The following is a 15,333-nucleotide window of genomic DNA, read 5'->3' as shown; positions in this document are numbered from 1 at the left end:
GAGCCATGACGCAGACGACCCATCTCGCTTTGCCCTATATCGATGCGGCGCAAGCCCAAAAGCATGTGACGCACAATGAAGCGCTGCAGATTCTCGACGCGCTCGCGCAGCTTTCCGTCGTCGCGCGCGACCAGATTGCGCCGCCGGCCTCGCCCGCGGAGGGCGACCGCTACATCATCGGCGCAGGCGCGACCGGCGCCTTTTCGGGACAGGCCGGCAAGGTCGTCGCATGGCTTTCCGGCGGCTGGAGCTTTTTCGCGCCGCGCGCGGGCTGGCTCGCTCATGTCCAGAGCGAGGCGCTCTCCGTTCTCTACGACGGCTCGGCCTGGGCGCCGCTCGGCTCCGCGCTCGGCCCCGTGCAGAATTTGAGCCTGCTCGGCGTGGGAACGACGGCCGACTCCGTCAATCGCCTGTCGGTGAAGTCCAACGCCGCGCTGTTCGCCGCGAAAACGATCGCGGAGGGCGGATCGGGCGATCTGCGCGTGACGCTGGAAAAAGATGCGGCCGGCGCGACGGCGTCGCATCTCTTCCAGACGGCCTGGTCGGGACGCGCGGAGATCGGACTCATCGGTTCCGACGATCTTCGCATCAAGGTCTCGCCGGACGGTTCGGCGTGGAAGACGGCGCTCGAGGCCGACAAGTCCACGGGCCGCGTCGCCTTTCCGAACGGAGCCGGCGACGGATCGCCCGCAGGCTTTCGCAACCGGCTGCGCAATGCGAGCTTCAGGATCAATCAGCGGCGCATGCCGTCGACGGTGACGCTCGCCCCCGGCGCGCCCGGTCATGACGGGCTCAGGGCCGGCGCGTCGGGCGCGACCTATTCGACGTCCGCCTCCGGCGTCGACACGATGCTGACGATCTCGGCCGGCTCGATCGTGCTTCCGATCGACGCGGCGCTGGTCGAGGGCGGCGCCTATGTTCTCTCGCACGCCGGAACCGCGCAGGCGCGCGTCTGGCAGACGAGCCCGTCTGGCGCCTTCGCGAGCGTGCCCGCCACGGGCCTCGTCGTCGCGGGATCGAGCGCGGGCGTCTTCACGGCGGTCGAATTCTCCACTGGGACGGTGCTGCGGCCGCAGCTCGAGCCCGGAATTTATCCGACGGCGTTCGAGAGGCGCCCGCGCGCCGTGGAGCTGTCGCTGTGCGGCCGTCGCGACGACGCTCTGTTCGTCGATCCGGACGCGCCGAAGCGCAATTGGGTGACGAGCAACGCGTGGCTTTCGTCGACGAGCGTCGCGGACAACAGTTGGCGCTCGGTCTGCTGGTCGCCGGAGCTCGGTCTGTTCGTCGGCGTGGCGATCACCGGCGCCGGCAACCGTGTGATGACGTCTCCGGACGGGATCGGCTGGACGACGCGAACGAGCGCCGCTGACAATAGTTGGCGTTCGGTTTGCTGGTCGCGCGAGATCGGCCTGTTCGTGGCCGTGGCCTCCACCGGCGCGGGCAACCGTGTGATGACGTCTCCGAACGGGATCAATTGGACCTCGAGGACGAGCGCGGCGGACAATGATTGGTTTGCGGTCTGCTGGTCGCGGGAGGCCGGCCTGTTCGTGGCCGTGGCGTATTCGGGCGCGGGCAACCGTGTGATGACGTCTCCGGACGGGATCAGCTGGACGACGCGAACGAGCGCCGCGGACAATAGCTGGTTTTCGGTCTGCTGGTCCGCCGAGATCGGATTGTTCGTCGCTGTTTCGATCACCGGTTCGGGCAATCGTGTGATGACGTCTCCGAATGGGATCGATTGGACGACGCGCACGAGCGCGGCGGACAATAATTGGTTTTCGGTGTGCTGGTCGCGCGAACTCGGACTGTTCGCGGCGGTGTCCGTCACCGGTTCGGGCAATCGTGTGATGACGTCTCCGGACGGGATCGATTGGACGACGCGCACGAGCGCCACGGACAATGACTGGGTTTCGGTTTGCTGGTCGCCGGAAGTCGGTTTGTTCGTCGCCGTTTCCACCTCTGGCGCGGGCAACCGTGTGATGACATCGCCGGACGGGATCAATTGGACATCGAGAACGAGCGCGGCGAACAATAATTGGTTTTCGGTCTGCTGGTCGCGTGAGCTCGGACTGTTCGCGGCGGTGGCGGAAACCGGCGCGGGCAACCGCGTCATGACGAGCAAATCGGCGTACAGCTACTCCTACAGGTGATGAAATGGCGATCCATGAAACGGGCGGGCAAGTCTTTCTGGCGGGCGCTTCCCGGGGCGCCGCGACGGTCCTCGAGGCCGCCGAGGGCGCCGCGACGGAGGAGCCGACCTATCGCGTCGCCTATGCGGAAGGCGGCGAGGGATGGTGGCCACAGTCCTCGCTGTTCGCCACGGAGGAGGAACGGCGCGCCGCGGAGGCGCCGGCGCTCGCCGCGCGGAAGGCGCGCATACTCGCGGCGCTCGCCGAGCAGCGGTGGCGCGTCGAGACGGGCGGAGCGACGATCGGCGACATGAGCTTCTCCACCGACGAGAAGTCCCAGGCGAAATTGACTGCGGCCGTCGTGGCCTCGGTTCTGGACAATGATTATCAGGTTCGCTGGAAGCTCTCCGACGGCTCTTTCACGCTGCTCGATCATGCGGCGCTGATCGCCGCGGCGCAGGGCGTGCGCGCCCATGTGCAGGCGTGCTTCGACCGCGAGGCGGCGCTCGCGCAGGAGATCGCGGCCGCCGCGGATGACGACGCCCTCGAGGCGATCGACCTGGACAGCGGCTGGCCGGCCTGACGCGCGGCCGATTCGATCCACATCGCGGGACGTCACGCGCCGCTTCTCGCGGCGGCGCGCATCGTCCTCATTTTGTCTTCGAGCAGGGAAAGGAGATTTCATGTCCGAATCCGCGACTGCGCCGGCGAAGAAGTCGCACGGCTACTCGCTCGAGAGCGCGTCCGAGGAAAAGCTCGTCGGCGTTCATCCCGACCTCGTCCGGGTCGTGCGGCGCGCCGCGGCTCTCTGCGAGCAGAAGTTCATCGTCTTCGAGGGGGTGCGCTCGCTCGCGCGCGAGCGGTCGCTGATCGCGCAGGGCAAGACGGCGTTGAAGAATCCGTTCCGCTGCCGGCATGTGCCGACGAAGGATTCGAAATTCGGCCTCGTCTCGCATGCGGTCGATCTCGTTCCCCTGGTCGACGGGCGCCCGCAATGGCTGTGGCCGCAGATCTATCCGATCGCCCGCGCGATGAAGGCGGCGGCGCTCACCGAGCATGTCACGATCGAATGGGGCGGCGATTGGCGGACGTTCAAGGACGGGCCGCATTTCCAGCTGCCCTGGTCGCTCTATCCGTGAGGCTCTTCGCGGGCGACGGCGCCCGCGCCGCGCCGGGCGGCCTCCCGGCGAAGCAGCGAGGATGACGCATATGGCCTTGTCTTTTTCTTCTGGCGTTTGGATGTGGCTCGCCACCCGCCTGGCCGAGCCGAGCACCTGGGCGGGAACCGGCGTCGTCGCCGCGCTCGTGCATTCGCTCGCGCCAGGCCTGCTCGGCGACAGCCTGCTCACGCTGGGCGCCGCGATCGGCGGCGTTCTCGCCGTGGTCGTGCCGGAGCGGCGCGGCTGACGCTGCGAGCGGCGGCGCCGGCCGCGCCGCCGCGCTTCTCGTTCACGCATCGTTCAGACGCCCCTCCTCATAATCGGATTCGTGAAAACACCCGCCCTTGTCCCGTTCCGGCTGCAGACCGCCGCCGTCCTCGCGCTCGCCATGCCCGCCGCGGCGCGAGGGGACGAGGCGACGTTCCAGTGCTTTCCCACGGCGGAGACGCGCCATCTGATCGCCGACCGCCGTCTCGTCGATCCCTTCGCCTCCATGCAGGCGGCGAGCTCGGCCGCCCATGCCGAGCCGATCGCCGCGAAGCTCTGCCGCGACCGGGAGGGGCTCGTCTACGAGATCAGCATGCTGCGCCGCGATGGGCGGGTATTGCGGATTTATCTCGACGCGACGAACGGCCAGCCGCATCCTGGTCACAAATCGCGGTGACAAAGACGCGATTCGATCGGGGGAGGGGACGTTGCGCCTGCTGGTCGTCGAGGACGACAAGGATTTGAATCGCCAGCTCGCCGCCGCGCTCGAGCAGGCGGGCTACGCCGTGGACCGCGCCTTCGATGGCGAAGAGGGGCATTTCCTCGGCGACACCGAGCCCTATGACGCGGTCGTGCTCGACATCGGCCTGCCGAGGAAGGACGGCGTCAGCGTGCTCGAGCAGTGGCGCAAGGCCGGGCGGACCATGCCCGTGCTGATCCTCACCGCGCGCGACCGCTGGAGCGACAAGGTGCAGGGCTTCGACGCCGGCGCCGATGATTACGTGGCCAAACCCTTCCATATGGAGGAACTGCTCGCGCGTGTCCGAGCGCTGCTGCGCCGCGCGGCCGGCCATGCGACGAGCGAGATCGTCTGCGGACCCGTGCGGCTCGACACCAAGGCCGGCCGCGTCGTCGTCGACGGGACGGCGGTCAAGCTGACCTCGCACGAATATCGGCTGCTCGCCTATCTGATGCATCACAGCGGGCGGGTGATCTCGCGCGGCGAGATCGTCGAGCATCTCTACGATCAGGATTTCGACCGGGATTCGAACACGGTCGAGGTCTTCGTCGGGCGCCTGCGCAAGAAACTCGGCGTCGACGTGATCCAGACAATTCGTGGCCTCGGCTATATGGCGGCGGCGCCCGAAGCCGGCGGACGCTGACTCGCGCTCATGCGCTGGCTGCGCTTTCCGAGCCGGTCGATCGCGGCGCGCCTGTTCCTGACCGCGGCGGCGCTGAGCTCCGCCGTGCTGATGCTCGCCGGATTCGCCCTCACCGAATATTACCGCGCGACGGCGGAGGACGTGTTCGAGCAGCGGCTCGAGGTCTATCTCCGCGCCATCGTCGCCGACGTCTCGGAATCGGGCGAGGACGGACGCACCGGGCCGGGCCAGCTCGGCGATCCGCAATTCGAGCTCGCCCGTTCCGGCTGGTATTGGCAGATTACCCGGCTCGACGATGAAAAGCACGAGATCAAGGCGTCCCGCTCTCTGTTCGCCGCCCGGTTGCCGAAGCTCTCCGACCTTCACATTCCGGCCGAGACCGGCGGCGTGCGGCGCGGCGTCACGATGGGGCCGGACGCGCGCATGCTGCGCATCGTCGAACGCGTCATCGACGTCGGCGACATCGGCGTCTATCTCGTGCAGGTCGCGGCGACCACAGAGGAGACCGAGAGCCAGATCTCCCGCTTCCGCTGGTCGCTCATCGTCGCCTTCTCGCTGCTCGCCATAGCTCTGGCGCTCGGCGCCGCATTCCAAGTCCGTTTCGGCCTTCGTCCTCTGCGTCTCATGCAGCACGAGCTGTCGATCATCCGCCGCGGCGAGCGCGCGCGGATCGAAGGCGTCTATCCGACAGAGATCGCCCCGCTCGCGGAAGAGCTCAATCTGATGATCTCGGCCAATCGCGACATCGTCGAGCGCTCGCGCACGCAGGTCGGCAATCTCGCCCATGCGTTGAAGACGCCGCTCAGCGTCATCGTCAACGAGGCGGACGCCGCGCCCTCCCTGCTCGCCGAAAAAGTGAGCGAGCAGGCGAAACTGATGCGCGACCAGATCGCCTTTTATCTCGAGCGGGCGCGGGCGGCGGCGCGCGCCGGCGCCATCGGCGCGACGACGGAGGTCGCGCCTGTGGTCGAGGCGCTGCTGCGCATCTTCGCCAAGATTTATTCCGAGCGTGGCGTCGCTTTCTCCGGCAGCGCGGCGGGGGGCTCGCGCTTTCTCGGCGAGCGGCAGGATCTCGAGGAGATCGTCGGCAATCTGCTCGACAATGCCGGGAAATGGGCGGCGGGCGAAGTGCGCCTCGAGGCGTCCCTCGAAAGCGGCGCGGCCGGCCGCAGCGTGCTCGTCGTCACCATCGACGACGACGGGCCGGGGCTCGCGCCGCATCTGCGCGAGCGCGCCGTGGCGCGCGGCCAGCGGCTCGACGAGACCAAGCCGGGCTCGGGCCTCGGCCTCTCGATCGTCGCCGAACTCGCAGCCGATTACGGCGGCTCGCTGCGTCTGTCGGAGAGTCCGCTCGGCGGCTTGCGCGCGCAGGCGCGGCTCCCGGGGCTTTGACAGGCGGCGCGCATTCGGTCATGACCCTTGCGGATGCGCGCGAGGGGGAGGCGTCCATGTGGTCGATCGTCAGATGTTTCGCGGCCGTCGGCCTCGTCGCGATGCTCGGGGGATGCAACACAGCCGCGCCGGAGGCGGCGAAGGTCGCGCCCCCGGCGCCGGAGCCGCCGGCGCCGGGCGTGGTCGGCTCGGCGGTCGGTCGCGAACTGGATGCGGCGGATCGCGCGACCGCGATCGCCGCGCAGCAGGAAGCGGTGAATTCCGGCGAGCGCAAGAGCTGGCGCGGCGCTCATGGCGCCTACGGCTTCATCGAGCCAGCGGCGGAGGACGCGCCCGGCGGCTGCCGCGACTATACGCACAAGGTGTTCATCGGGGGCGTCCGCAGCAGGCGAAGGGCCGGGCCTGCAAGCGGCCGGATGGGAGCTGGCGGGCTACGAGCTGATATGGTGACCGAGCGCGCCATACGGCGATCGATTACGACCATGCGCTCGAGCATGTCGCGGAGGCGGTGTTTCCGCAGGCGACGAAGATCGTGCTCGTCCAGAACAATCTGAACACGCACAAGCCCGCCTCGCTCTACCAGGCGTGCGCGCCGAAGTCGGCGCCTGGGTCGCCGATCGCAACGAGCATCGGGCAAAAGCGGACTGGCGCTTCACTCCCGCGGACCCCGCATCGAGCTCAAAAGCCTCTACCCGACCTTCCCCATTCTAAATGGCTGAATCGCGCCGCTGGACGACGATGAGTCTTCCGCCGCGGGTGACGCCCTTTCTGGCCGAAGCAGACGATCGGCCTGCCGGACGAGAAATGCCGCCCAGAGAGCGAGGCTCACGCACTCGACCGCCTCGTCGACGGCGGCGAGCTTGTCGACGTCGCGAGCGGATCAAAGGGGGCGCGAGGCGCGCCCCAACAGGCCTCGTCCATCATTGCGCGGCCTTCACGCGCAGCCTGTCCTCGATCGCGGCGAGGGCGGCGTCGAGCGCGGAGGCGTCGGGACCGCCGGCCTGGGCGAGATCGGGACGTCCGCCGCCGCCCTTGCCACCGAGCTTCTCGCTGGCGGCGCGGACGAGTTCGATGGCGTTGTAGGTTTGAGTGAGGTCGGCGGTCACGCCGACGACAACCCCGGCCTTGCCGTCGGCCGAGGCGTTGGCGATGGCGACGACGCCGGAGCCGATCGTCTTCTTGGCGTCGTCGACGAGGGACTTCAGGTCCTTTGCGTCTATGCCCTGGACGGCGCGGGAGAACAGCTTGACGCCGGCGATCTCGCGCACGGGCGCGGCTCCATTGCCGCCGCCGCCCATGGCCAGCTTGCGCTTGGCCTCGGCGAGTTCGCGCTCCATTTGCTTGCGCTCCTCGAGCAGGGCGGCGAGACGCCCCGGGGTCTCCTCGACAGGGGCGCGCACCAGCGCCGCCACTTCGCGCAGCGCCCGCGAATCGGCGACGAGCTGCGCGCGCGCCGCCTCGGCGGTCTTGGCCTCGATGCGGCGCACGCCGGAGGCGACGGCGCCTTGCGACACGATGCTGACGAGGCCGATGTCGCCGGTGCGGCGCACATGGGTGCCGCCGCAGAGCTCGACCGAGAAGGCGCGGCTCTGATCGGCGGGCGCGTGGCCCATCGACACGACACGCACCTCTTCGCCATATTTCTCGCCGAACAGCGCGCGCGCGCCGGATCGGATGGCGTCGTCCTGCGCCATCAGCCGCGTCTCGACCGCCGCATTGTCCTGCACCACCTCGTTGGCGATGCGCTCGACATCGGCGACCTCCTCTTCGGTGAGGGGCTTGGGATGAGTGAAGTCGAAGCGCAGGCGGTCCGGCGCGACCAGCGAGCCCTTTTGAGCGACATGATCGCCGAGCACGCGGCGCAGCGCCTCGTGCAGAATATGCGTCGCCGAATGATTCGCGCGCACGGCGTTGCGGCGCGCGTGGTCCACCTCGAGCTCCAGCGCGAGGCCGGGGACGAGCGCGCCCTCCTCGACCACGCCTTCATGCACGAACAGCCCACCGAGCTTTTTCTGCGTATTGATCACCCGGAAACGCACGCCTTTGGCGCGCATGACGCCGACGTCGCCGATCTGGCCGCCGGATTCGGCGTAGAAGGGCGTTTGATTGAGGATCACCGCGCCGCGCGCGCCGGCCGCGAGCCGGAAGGTCTCGGAGCCCTCGTGCAGCAGGGCGACGACCACGCCTTCGCTCTTCTCCGTGTCGTAGCCGAGAAATTCCGTGGCGCCGACGCGCTCCTCGAGCGCGAACCAGACGGCTTCCGTCGCCGTTTCGCCCGATCCGGCCCAGGCCTTCCGCGCCTCGGCGCGCTGGCGCGCCATCGCCGTCTCGAACGCGTCCTTGTCGACCGTTATGCCGCGCGGGCGCAGCGCGTCCTCGGTGAGATCGAGAGGAAAGCCGTAAGTGTCGTAGAGCTTGAACGCCGTCTCGCCGGAGAAGCTCGCGCCGGGCGCGAGCGCCGCGGTCTCCTCGTCGAGAATGGCGAGGCCGCGCGCCAGCGTCTGGCGAAAGCGCGTTTCTTCGGTGAGCAGCGTGTCGCGGATGAGGGTCTCGGCGCGCGGCAGCTCGGGATAGGCTCGGCCCATTTCCGCGACGAGCGAGCCGACCAGCCTGTGCATGAGGGGCTCGGCGGCGCCGAGCAGCTGCACATGGCGCATGGCGCGGCGCATGATGCGGCGCAGGACATAGCCGCGCCCCTCGTTGGAGGGCGTCACCCCATCGGCGACGAGAAAGGCCGAGGCGCGCAGATGATCGGCGATCACGCGGTGGCTCGCCGCCTGCGGTCCGGACACGTCCACGCCGGTCGCGTCGGCGACCGCGGCGGTCAGGCGACGGAACAGGTCGATGTCGAAAACCGAATGCGCGCCCTGCAGCAGAGCGGCGACGCGCTCGAGGCCCATGCCCGTGTCGATCGACGGGCGCGGCAGCGGAATCCGCTCGCCCGGCGCCGTCTGATCATATTGCATGAAGACGAGGTTCCAGAATTCGAGGAAACGGTCGCCGTCTTCGTCGGGGCCGCCGGGCGGTCCGCCGGCGACGCTCTCTCCCTGGTCGTAGAAAATTTCCGAGCAGGGACCGCAGGGTCCGAGATCGCCCATGCTCCAGAAGTTATCGCTCGACGCGATGCGGATGATGCGGTCCTCGGAAAAGCCCGCGATCTTCTTCCAGAGTTCGAAGGCTTCGTCGTCGTCGTGATAGACGGTGACGAGCAGGCGTTCGCGCGGCAGGCCCAATTCGCGCGTGACGAGCGTCCAGGCGAGCTCGATCGCGCCTTCCTTGAAATAATCGCCGAAGGAGAAATTGCCGAGCATCTCGAAAAAGGTCAAATGCCGGGCGGTATAGCCGACATTGTCGAGATCATTGTGCTTGCCGCCCGCGCGCATGCATTTCTGCGCGCTCGTCGCGCGGGCGTAATGGCGCTTCTCGAAGCCGGTGAAGACGTTCTTGAATTGCACCATTCCCGCATTGGTGAACATCAATGTCGGATCGTTCAGCGGGACGAGCGGCGAGGATGCGACCTTCTCGTGGCCGTTGCGCGAGAAGAAGTCGAGGAAGGTCGTGCGGATCTGGTTGACGCCACTCATCGTGCTCATTCGGCCCGGGTTTGCCGGTCATATCGCGGCGGCGTTCGGCCGGTCGTGACCGGCAGAACGCGACGCTCTCGTTTCTCGCTCCGGGCCCGCGTCGCGAGGGCCGGGCGCGAACCGAGCCCTTCTAGAGCATTTGCCAGCGAAGGGAAACAGGGCTTTCCGTGGGATGAGCGAGGTTCGGGTCGCCGGGAGCTCAATCCTCGGCGGCGTCGTCGTCGGCCGCATCGAGAATGCGCTCGGCGATGAGGCCGGCGTTCTCGCGGATCGCCGCCTCGATCCGCTCGGCGGCCTCCTTGTTCTGCTTCAAAAAGGCCTTGGCGTTCTCGCGCCCCTGTCCGAGCCTCTGGCTGTCGAAGGAGAACCAGGCGCCCGATTTGTCGACGACGCCGGCCTTCACGCCGAGGTCGATCAGTTCGCCGACCTTGGAGACGCCTTCGCCATACATGATGTCGAACTCGACCTGCTTGAACGGCGGGGCGACCTTGTTCTTGACCACCTTCACGCGCGTCTGATTTCCGGTCACATCGTCGCGATCCTTGATCGCGCCGATGCGGCGGATGTCGAGCCGCACGGAGGCGTAGAATTTGAGCGCATTGCCGCCGGTCGTCGTCTCCGGCGAGCCGTACATGACGCCGATCTTCATGCGGATCTGATTGATGAAGATGACGAGCGTGTTGGAGCGCGCGATCGAGGCGGTGAGCTTGCGCAGCGCCTGGCTCATCAGCCGCGCCTGCAGGCCCGGCTGCACCTCGCCCATCTCGCCCTCGATCTCGGCGCGCGGCGTCAGCGCCGCGACCGAATCGACGACCAGCACGTCGACCGCGCCGGAGCGCACCAGAGTGTCGGTGATCTCGAGCGCCTGCTCGCCCGTGTCGGGCTGGGAGATCAGCAGCTCCTCGAGATTGACGCCGAGCTTGCGGGCGTAGACCGGATCGAGCGCATGCTCGGCATCGACGAAAGCGCAGACGCCGCCCTTCTTCTGCGCCTCGGCGATGACATGCAGGGTGAGAGTCGTCTTGCCCGAGGATTCCGGCCCATAGACCTCGACGACGCGGCCGCGCGGCAGGCCGCCGACGCCGAGCGCTATGTCGAGCCCCAGCGAGCCCGTCGAGATCGTCTCGATCTCGACGGCCTTCTGGTTCTTGCCGAGCCGCATGATCGAGCCTTTGCCGAAGGCCCGCTCGATCTGCGACAGAGCGGCGTCCAGCGCCTTGGTCTTGTCCACGGAGGTTCCTTCCACGAGGCGGAGATTGGCTTGGCTCACGGCGATGATTCCTTCTGGCACGGGTGAGGCGGCTGACGCAATGATGAGGATCGGCGCAAAGACATCTCGGCTGAGGAACGTGGCGCTCGCGCCTCCCGCTCCCGTCCTGAATGTCCTGTGCGCCGGGGAACATCGAACCTCTTTATTGTATCCTATTTGTTCTCGCCGCCAAGTTCTTTTTTTGTTCGCGTCTCTGCTCTCTCGCGTCTCGCGATACGGAACGCTGCTCGGAGCGGCGAAAGCGGAGCCTTGTCTTCGATCGCCGATGCGGCGAGAGTGGATGGAGAAGGTTTTCGAGGAGTCGTCCTATGCGTTTCGTTCTGGGCGCGGTTTGCGCGCTCTTCGCGCTCTGCGCCTGCCACGGCGCCGCGCCGCAGGGGCGCTTCGATCCGGCGGAGGCGGCCTTCATCCGGCGGCAGGGCGAGACGACAATTCACGGCCAAGCATTCCTGCGCGACCCTCACGGCAACGTGAATGTGCGCTACGCCTCGGGCGAGGTCGTGCGCCTGATTCCGGCGACCGCCTATGCGAGGGCGCGCTTCGCCCAATTCTACGGCGACAAGAAATTCGTTCCGGCGCTGCTTGCGCAATCGCCGACGCAGGACCCCGATTATCTGGAGCATATGCGCACGACCAAGGCCGACGCCATGGGGCGCTTCGCCTTCGACAAGCTCGCGCCGGGGCGCTATTTCGTGGCGACGCAGCTCACCTGGACGCCGAGCGGCCGCTGGCTCGCCGAGGGCGGCGCGATGTATGACGAGATCGAGGTCACCGGAAAGGAGAGCGAGCCGATTCGCCTGATCCTCTCCGGCAATTGAAGCAGGAAACGCCATTGTTGCTTCTCCTCGTCGTCGCCGCCGCGCTGATCGATGCGCAGGATCGCGTCCTCATCGCGCAGCGTCCCCCCGGCAAGCAACTCGCCGGTCTCTGGGAGTTTCCCGGCGGCAAGCTCGATCCCGGCGAGCGGCCGGAGGAGGCGCTCGCGCGCGAGCTCGCCGAGGAGCTCGGCGTCGTCGTGGACATTCGCGACCTCGCGCCGCTGACCTTCGCCAGCCACGCCTATGAGGCGTTCCATCTGTTGATGCCGCTCTATGTCTGCCGCCGCTGGAGGGGCGAGCCGCATTCACGCGAGGGACAGGCGCTGGCATGGATGCGGCCGAGCGAATTGGACGCTTCGAGCATGCCGCCCGCCGACGCGCCTCTGATCGCGCCGCTCGTCGCTCTGTTCGGATGAGCGGACGAGGCCGCGGACGCGATTGATTCGAGAGCGGCCGCCGCCTATGTTCGCAGCATGAGCGGCTCCGTTGCATTCGATACGCTGAAATTCGTCGAGACGCTGGAGGCGGGCGGCTTCGACCGCCGCCAGGCGAAGGCGGCCGCCGAAGCCTTCGCCGAGGCGACGAGCCAGGAACTCGCGACCAAATCTGATCTTTCCGCCCTCGGAACGAGGCTGGGGGCGGAGATCGAAACGGTTCGGACCGAGCTGAAGAGAGAAATCCAGGCCGCTCGAACGGAGCTGAAAAGCGAAATCGCGGAACTCAGAAGCGAGCTGAAGAGCGAGATCGCAGAGGTCAGGAACGAACTCAAGAGCGAGATCGCAGAGGTCGGCAACGAGCTCAGGACCGAGACCGCGGCGATTCGCGCTGATCTGAAATCGGAAATCAGCTCGGTGCGATCGGAGATCGAGCTCTCGAAGCGCGATCTGAAAATCTGGTTCGGCTCGATCATGGTGATCGCCGTCGGCGTCATTCTGGCGGCGATCCGCTATCTTCCCGCCGGCCATCCCTGAGCCGTCGGCCCCGCTCGTCCGAGCGGAAGCGTCGCTCTCGCAGCTTTTCCTTGCGTCCCGCCGTCTCTCGAGTGTATAAGCGCGCAGTTTCCATCTCATAACGATCACGATCCGGTGATCGCTGTTTGAGAGTGGGGCCCGGCCGGGACCCCGCTCTTTTTTGTTTGCCCGGTCCCCGTGACGCTTCGAACCCGAGGATGAGCTTGGCAGAAACGCCCGCCGCCGGCGCCGACAACGCGCCCTCTCCGCTCGACGAGCCGCGCCTCTGCGGCGAGACGGGCGTCGCGGCGCGCATCGCCCATATCGCCGAGCCCGTGCTGGCGCAGCTCGGCTTTCGCCTGGTGCGCGCGCGAATCCTCTCGCAGAACGGCGTCGTTCTGCAGATCATGGCTGAGCGGCCCGACGGAACCATGACCATCGACGACTGCGAGGCCGCGAGCCAGGCGCTCTCGCCCGAGCTCGACGTCGAAGACGTGATCGCCGACGCCTATCGGCTCGAGCTGTCCTCGCCCGGCATCGACCGGCCGCTGGTGCGGGTCTCGGATTTTCGCCGGGCGATCGGCCACGAGGCGAAGATCGAGTTGACGCAGCCGCTGGCGTCCGGCCGCAAGCGATTTCGCGGCGATATCGTCGCCGTCGAGGGCGATGGCCGCGAGGCGGTGGTGACGCTCGCGCGCAAGGATGCGCCGCCCGACGAGGAGAAGACGGTCCGCCTTCCTCTCCGCGATCTCGACGAGGCCAAGCTGATGCTGACGGACGCGCTGATCCGCGAATCGCTGCGCGCCGGCAAGGCCGAGACCGCGCAGGAGCGAGAGCGAGAAGACGCCGAGCCGGGCGAGGAGCGTCCGCGCCGCGGCCCGGGCCGGTTTACCGCCGCGGCGAAGCAGAAGCCCAAGCCGCTGGTTCCGGCCGGAATTCAGGCGGGGTTGAAGAAGGAAGGCGGGCCCGGTCGCTCGCGCGTGTGACGCGCCGCGCCGGAGCCGGCCTTGATTCTCGATTGAGGAGCGACAGATGGCCGTCAGCGCCAACAGGTTGGAAATCCTGCAGATCGCCGATGCGGTCGCGCGCGAGAAGTCGATCGACCGTCAGATCGTCATCGCCTCCATGGAGGACGCGCTGCAGAAGGCGGCGCGCTCGCGCTACGGGCAGGAGACCGAGGTGCGCGCCGAGATCAATCCGAAGAGCGGCGAAGTGCGTTTCTCGCGCTTGCTGCTCGTCGTCGATCAGCTCGAGAACGATGCGACGCAGATCGCGCTCGAGGACGCGCGCAAGCGCAATCCGGCCGCCCAGGTCGGCGACTGGATCTCGGAGACGCTGCCGCCCTTCGATTTCGGCCGCATCGCCGCGCAATCGGCGAAGCAGATCATCGTGCAGAAGGTGCGCGAGGCGGAGCGCGACCGCCAATACGAGGAATTCAAGGACCGCATCGGCGAGATCGTCAACGGCGTGGTCAAGCGCGTCGAATATGGCAATGTGATCGTCGATCTCGGCCGCGGCGAGGCGATCATCCGCCGCGACGAGATGATCCCGCGCGAGACCTTCCGCCCCGGCGATCGCGTGCGCGCCTATGTCTACGACGTGCGCCGCGAGCAGCGCGGACCGCAGATCTTCCTCTCGCGCACGCATCCGCAGTTCATGGCGAAGCTGTTCCGCCAGGAGGTGCCGGAGATCTACGACGGCGTCATCGAGGTGAAGTCCGTGGCGCGCGATCCGGGCTCACGTGCGAAGATCGCCGTCATCTCGCGCGATTCCTCGATCGATCCGGTCGGCGCCTGCGTCGGCATGCGCGGCTCGCGCGTGCAGGCCGTCGTCGGCGAATTGCAGGGCGAGCGCATCGACATCATCCCCTGGTCGGCGGACGCGGCGACTTTCATCGTCAATGCGCTGCAGCCGGCCGAGGTCGTCAAAGTGGTGCTGGACGAGGACACGGCGCGCATCGAAGTGGTGGTGCCGGACGATCAGCTGTCGCTCGCCATCGGCCGGCGCGGCCAGAACGTTCGCCTCGCCTCGCAGCTCACCGGCTGGGACATCGACATTCTGACCGAGGCCGAGGAATCCGAACGTCGGCAGCGGGAGTTCGTCGAGCGGACGAAAGTGTTCATGAACGCCATCGACGTCGACGAGGTGGTCGGCCGCCTGCTCGCTTCGGAAGGCTTCCAATCGGTCGAGGACCTCGCCTATGTCGATCTCGCCGAGCTGGCGACGATCGAGGGCTTCGACGAGGATACGGCGGCCGAAATCCAGAACCGCGCGCGTAACTATCTGGAAAGGGTCGAAGCGGAGAACGAGGCCCGCCGCAAGGAGCTCGGCGTGCTCGATGAGCTGAAGGAGATCGACGGAATCACCACCGCCATGATGGTGAAGCTCGGCGAGAACGATGTGAAATCGATCGAGGATCTCGCGGGCTGCGTGCCCGACGATCTCGTCGGCTGGACCGAGAAGAAGAATGGCGAGACGATCAAGCAGGCCGGTTTCTTGGAGGGGATCGATCTGTCGCGCGAGGAGGCCGAGGCGCTGATCATGGCCGCGCGCGTGCGCGCGGGATGGATCGAGGCGCCGCAACCCGCCGAGGAGGAGGGGAAAGCGGCCGAAGAGACGCAGGCGCAATCGGCGGACGGAGCTGCCGAATAGGAGCGGGG

At 67.5% G+C, this 15,333-nt stretch carries 15 protein-coding genes; 13 read left to right on the top strand and 2 right to left on the bottom strand.

The window, feature by feature from the left end; genetic code table 11:
- The first annotated feature begins 5 nt into the window (after positions 1-5).
- The 8 genes from AC6IW9_RS20620 to AC6IW9_RS20585 all read left to right on the top strand — a co-directional run bounded on the left by AC6IW9_RS20620 (position 6) and on the right by AC6IW9_RS20585 (position 6,605).
- On the top strand, positions 6-2,150 hold the full coding sequence (locus tag AC6IW9_RS20620) for a DUF2793 domain-containing protein (protein ID WP_497766749.1): 2,145 nt from the start codon (positions 6-8) through the stop codon (positions 2,148-2,150).
- A gap of 4 nt (positions 2,151-2,154) precedes the next feature.
- Positions 2,155-2,712: a DUF4376 domain-containing protein gene (locus AC6IW9_RS20615; protein WP_497766746.1), complete on the top strand. Its 558-nt coding sequence runs from the start codon at positions 2,155-2,157 to the stop codon at positions 2,710-2,712.
- 100 nt (positions 2,713-2,812) lie between these two features.
- The gene (locus tag AC6IW9_RS20610; RefSeq protein ID WP_497766744.1) at positions 2,813-3,268 is read left to right on the top strand and encodes a M15 family metallopeptidase; all 456 of its coding nucleotides are present in this window, start codon (positions 2,813-2,815) and stop codon (positions 3,266-3,268) included.
- 70 nt (positions 3,269-3,338) lie between these two features.
- Positions 3,339-3,536: a hypothetical protein gene (locus tag AC6IW9_RS20605; protein WP_497766742.1), complete on the top strand. Its 198-nt coding sequence runs from the start codon at positions 3,339-3,341 to the stop codon at positions 3,534-3,536.
- Positions 3,537-3,617: 81 nt separating this feature from the next.
- Positions 3,618-3,953, top strand: coding sequence for a PepSY domain-containing protein (locus AC6IW9_RS20600; protein WP_497766740.1), 336 nt, complete (start codon positions 3,618-3,620; stop codon positions 3,951-3,953).
- 31 nt (positions 3,954-3,984) lie between these two features.
- A complete protein-coding gene (locus AC6IW9_RS20595; RefSeq protein ID WP_497766738.1) occupies positions 3,985-4,659 on the top strand; it encodes a response regulator transcription factor in 675 nt (224 codons plus the stop codon).
- 9 nt (positions 4,660-4,668) lie between these two features.
- Positions 4,669-6,051, top strand: a complete 1,383-nt coding sequence (locus tag AC6IW9_RS20590; protein WP_497766736.1) for a sensor histidine kinase — start codon at positions 4,669-4,671, stop codon at positions 6,049-6,051.
- A 56-nt stretch (positions 6,052-6,107) separates the two neighbouring features.
- Positions 6,108-6,605, top strand: coding sequence for a hypothetical protein (locus AC6IW9_RS20585; RefSeq protein WP_497766733.1), 498 nt, complete (start codon positions 6,108-6,110; stop codon positions 6,603-6,605).
- A gap of 366 nt (positions 6,606-6,971) precedes the next feature.
- Here the strand turns inward: AC6IW9_RS20585 and alaS are convergent, their stop codons facing one another.
- Positions 6,972-9,635 (bottom strand): alanine--tRNA ligase, encoded by a 2,664-nt coding sequence (alaS, locus tag AC6IW9_RS20580; protein ID WP_497766731.1) that lies wholly within the window; start codon positions 9,633-9,635, stop codon positions 6,972-6,974.
- Between the two features lie 199 nt (positions 9,636-9,834).
- The gene (gene recA, locus AC6IW9_RS20575; RefSeq protein WP_497766729.1) at positions 9,835-10,905 is read right to left on the bottom strand and encodes a recombinase RecA; all 1,071 of its coding nucleotides are present in this window, start codon (positions 10,903-10,905) and stop codon (positions 9,835-9,837) included.
- 308 nt (positions 10,906-11,213) lie between these two features.
- On the opposite strand from recA, the gene AC6IW9_RS20570 reads away from it, so the two are divergent.
- From AC6IW9_RS20570 to nusA, 5 genes are all read left to right on the top strand, one after another.
- A complete protein-coding gene (locus AC6IW9_RS20570) occupies positions 11,214-11,723 on the top strand; it encodes a carboxypeptidase regulatory-like domain-containing protein (RefSeq protein WP_497766727.1) in 510 nt (169 codons plus the stop codon).
- Between the two features lie 14 nt (positions 11,724-11,737).
- On the top strand, positions 11,738-12,139 hold the full coding sequence (gene mutT / locus AC6IW9_RS20565; protein ID WP_497766725.1) for an 8-oxo-dGTP diphosphatase MutT: 402 nt from the start codon (positions 11,738-11,740) through the stop codon (positions 12,137-12,139).
- Positions 12,140-12,196: 57 nt separating this feature from the next.
- Positions 12,197-12,694 carry a coiled-coil domain-containing protein gene (locus AC6IW9_RS20560; RefSeq protein WP_497766723.1) on the top strand — a complete coding sequence of 166 codons (498 nt, stop codon included), beginning with the start codon at positions 12,197-12,199 and terminating at the stop codon, positions 12,692-12,694.
- Between the two features lie 197 nt (positions 12,695-12,891).
- The gene (rimP, locus tag AC6IW9_RS20555) at positions 12,892-13,659 is read left to right on the top strand and encodes a ribosome maturation factor RimP (RefSeq protein WP_497766722.1); all 768 of its coding nucleotides are present in this window, start codon (positions 12,892-12,894) and stop codon (positions 13,657-13,659) included.
- Between the two features lie 46 nt (positions 13,660-13,705).
- On the top strand, positions 13,706-15,325 hold the full coding sequence (nusA, locus tag AC6IW9_RS20550) for a transcription termination factor NusA (RefSeq protein ID WP_497766721.1): 1,620 nt from the start codon (positions 13,706-13,708) through the stop codon (positions 15,323-15,325).
- Positions 15,326-15,333 lie beyond the last annotated feature (8 nt).

The sequence above is a fragment of the Methylosinus sp. shoA genome (genome assembly GCF_059718125.1).
Note: the sequence above shows the minus strand (reverse complement) of the source record. Positions and strands in the feature narration are given on the sequence as shown.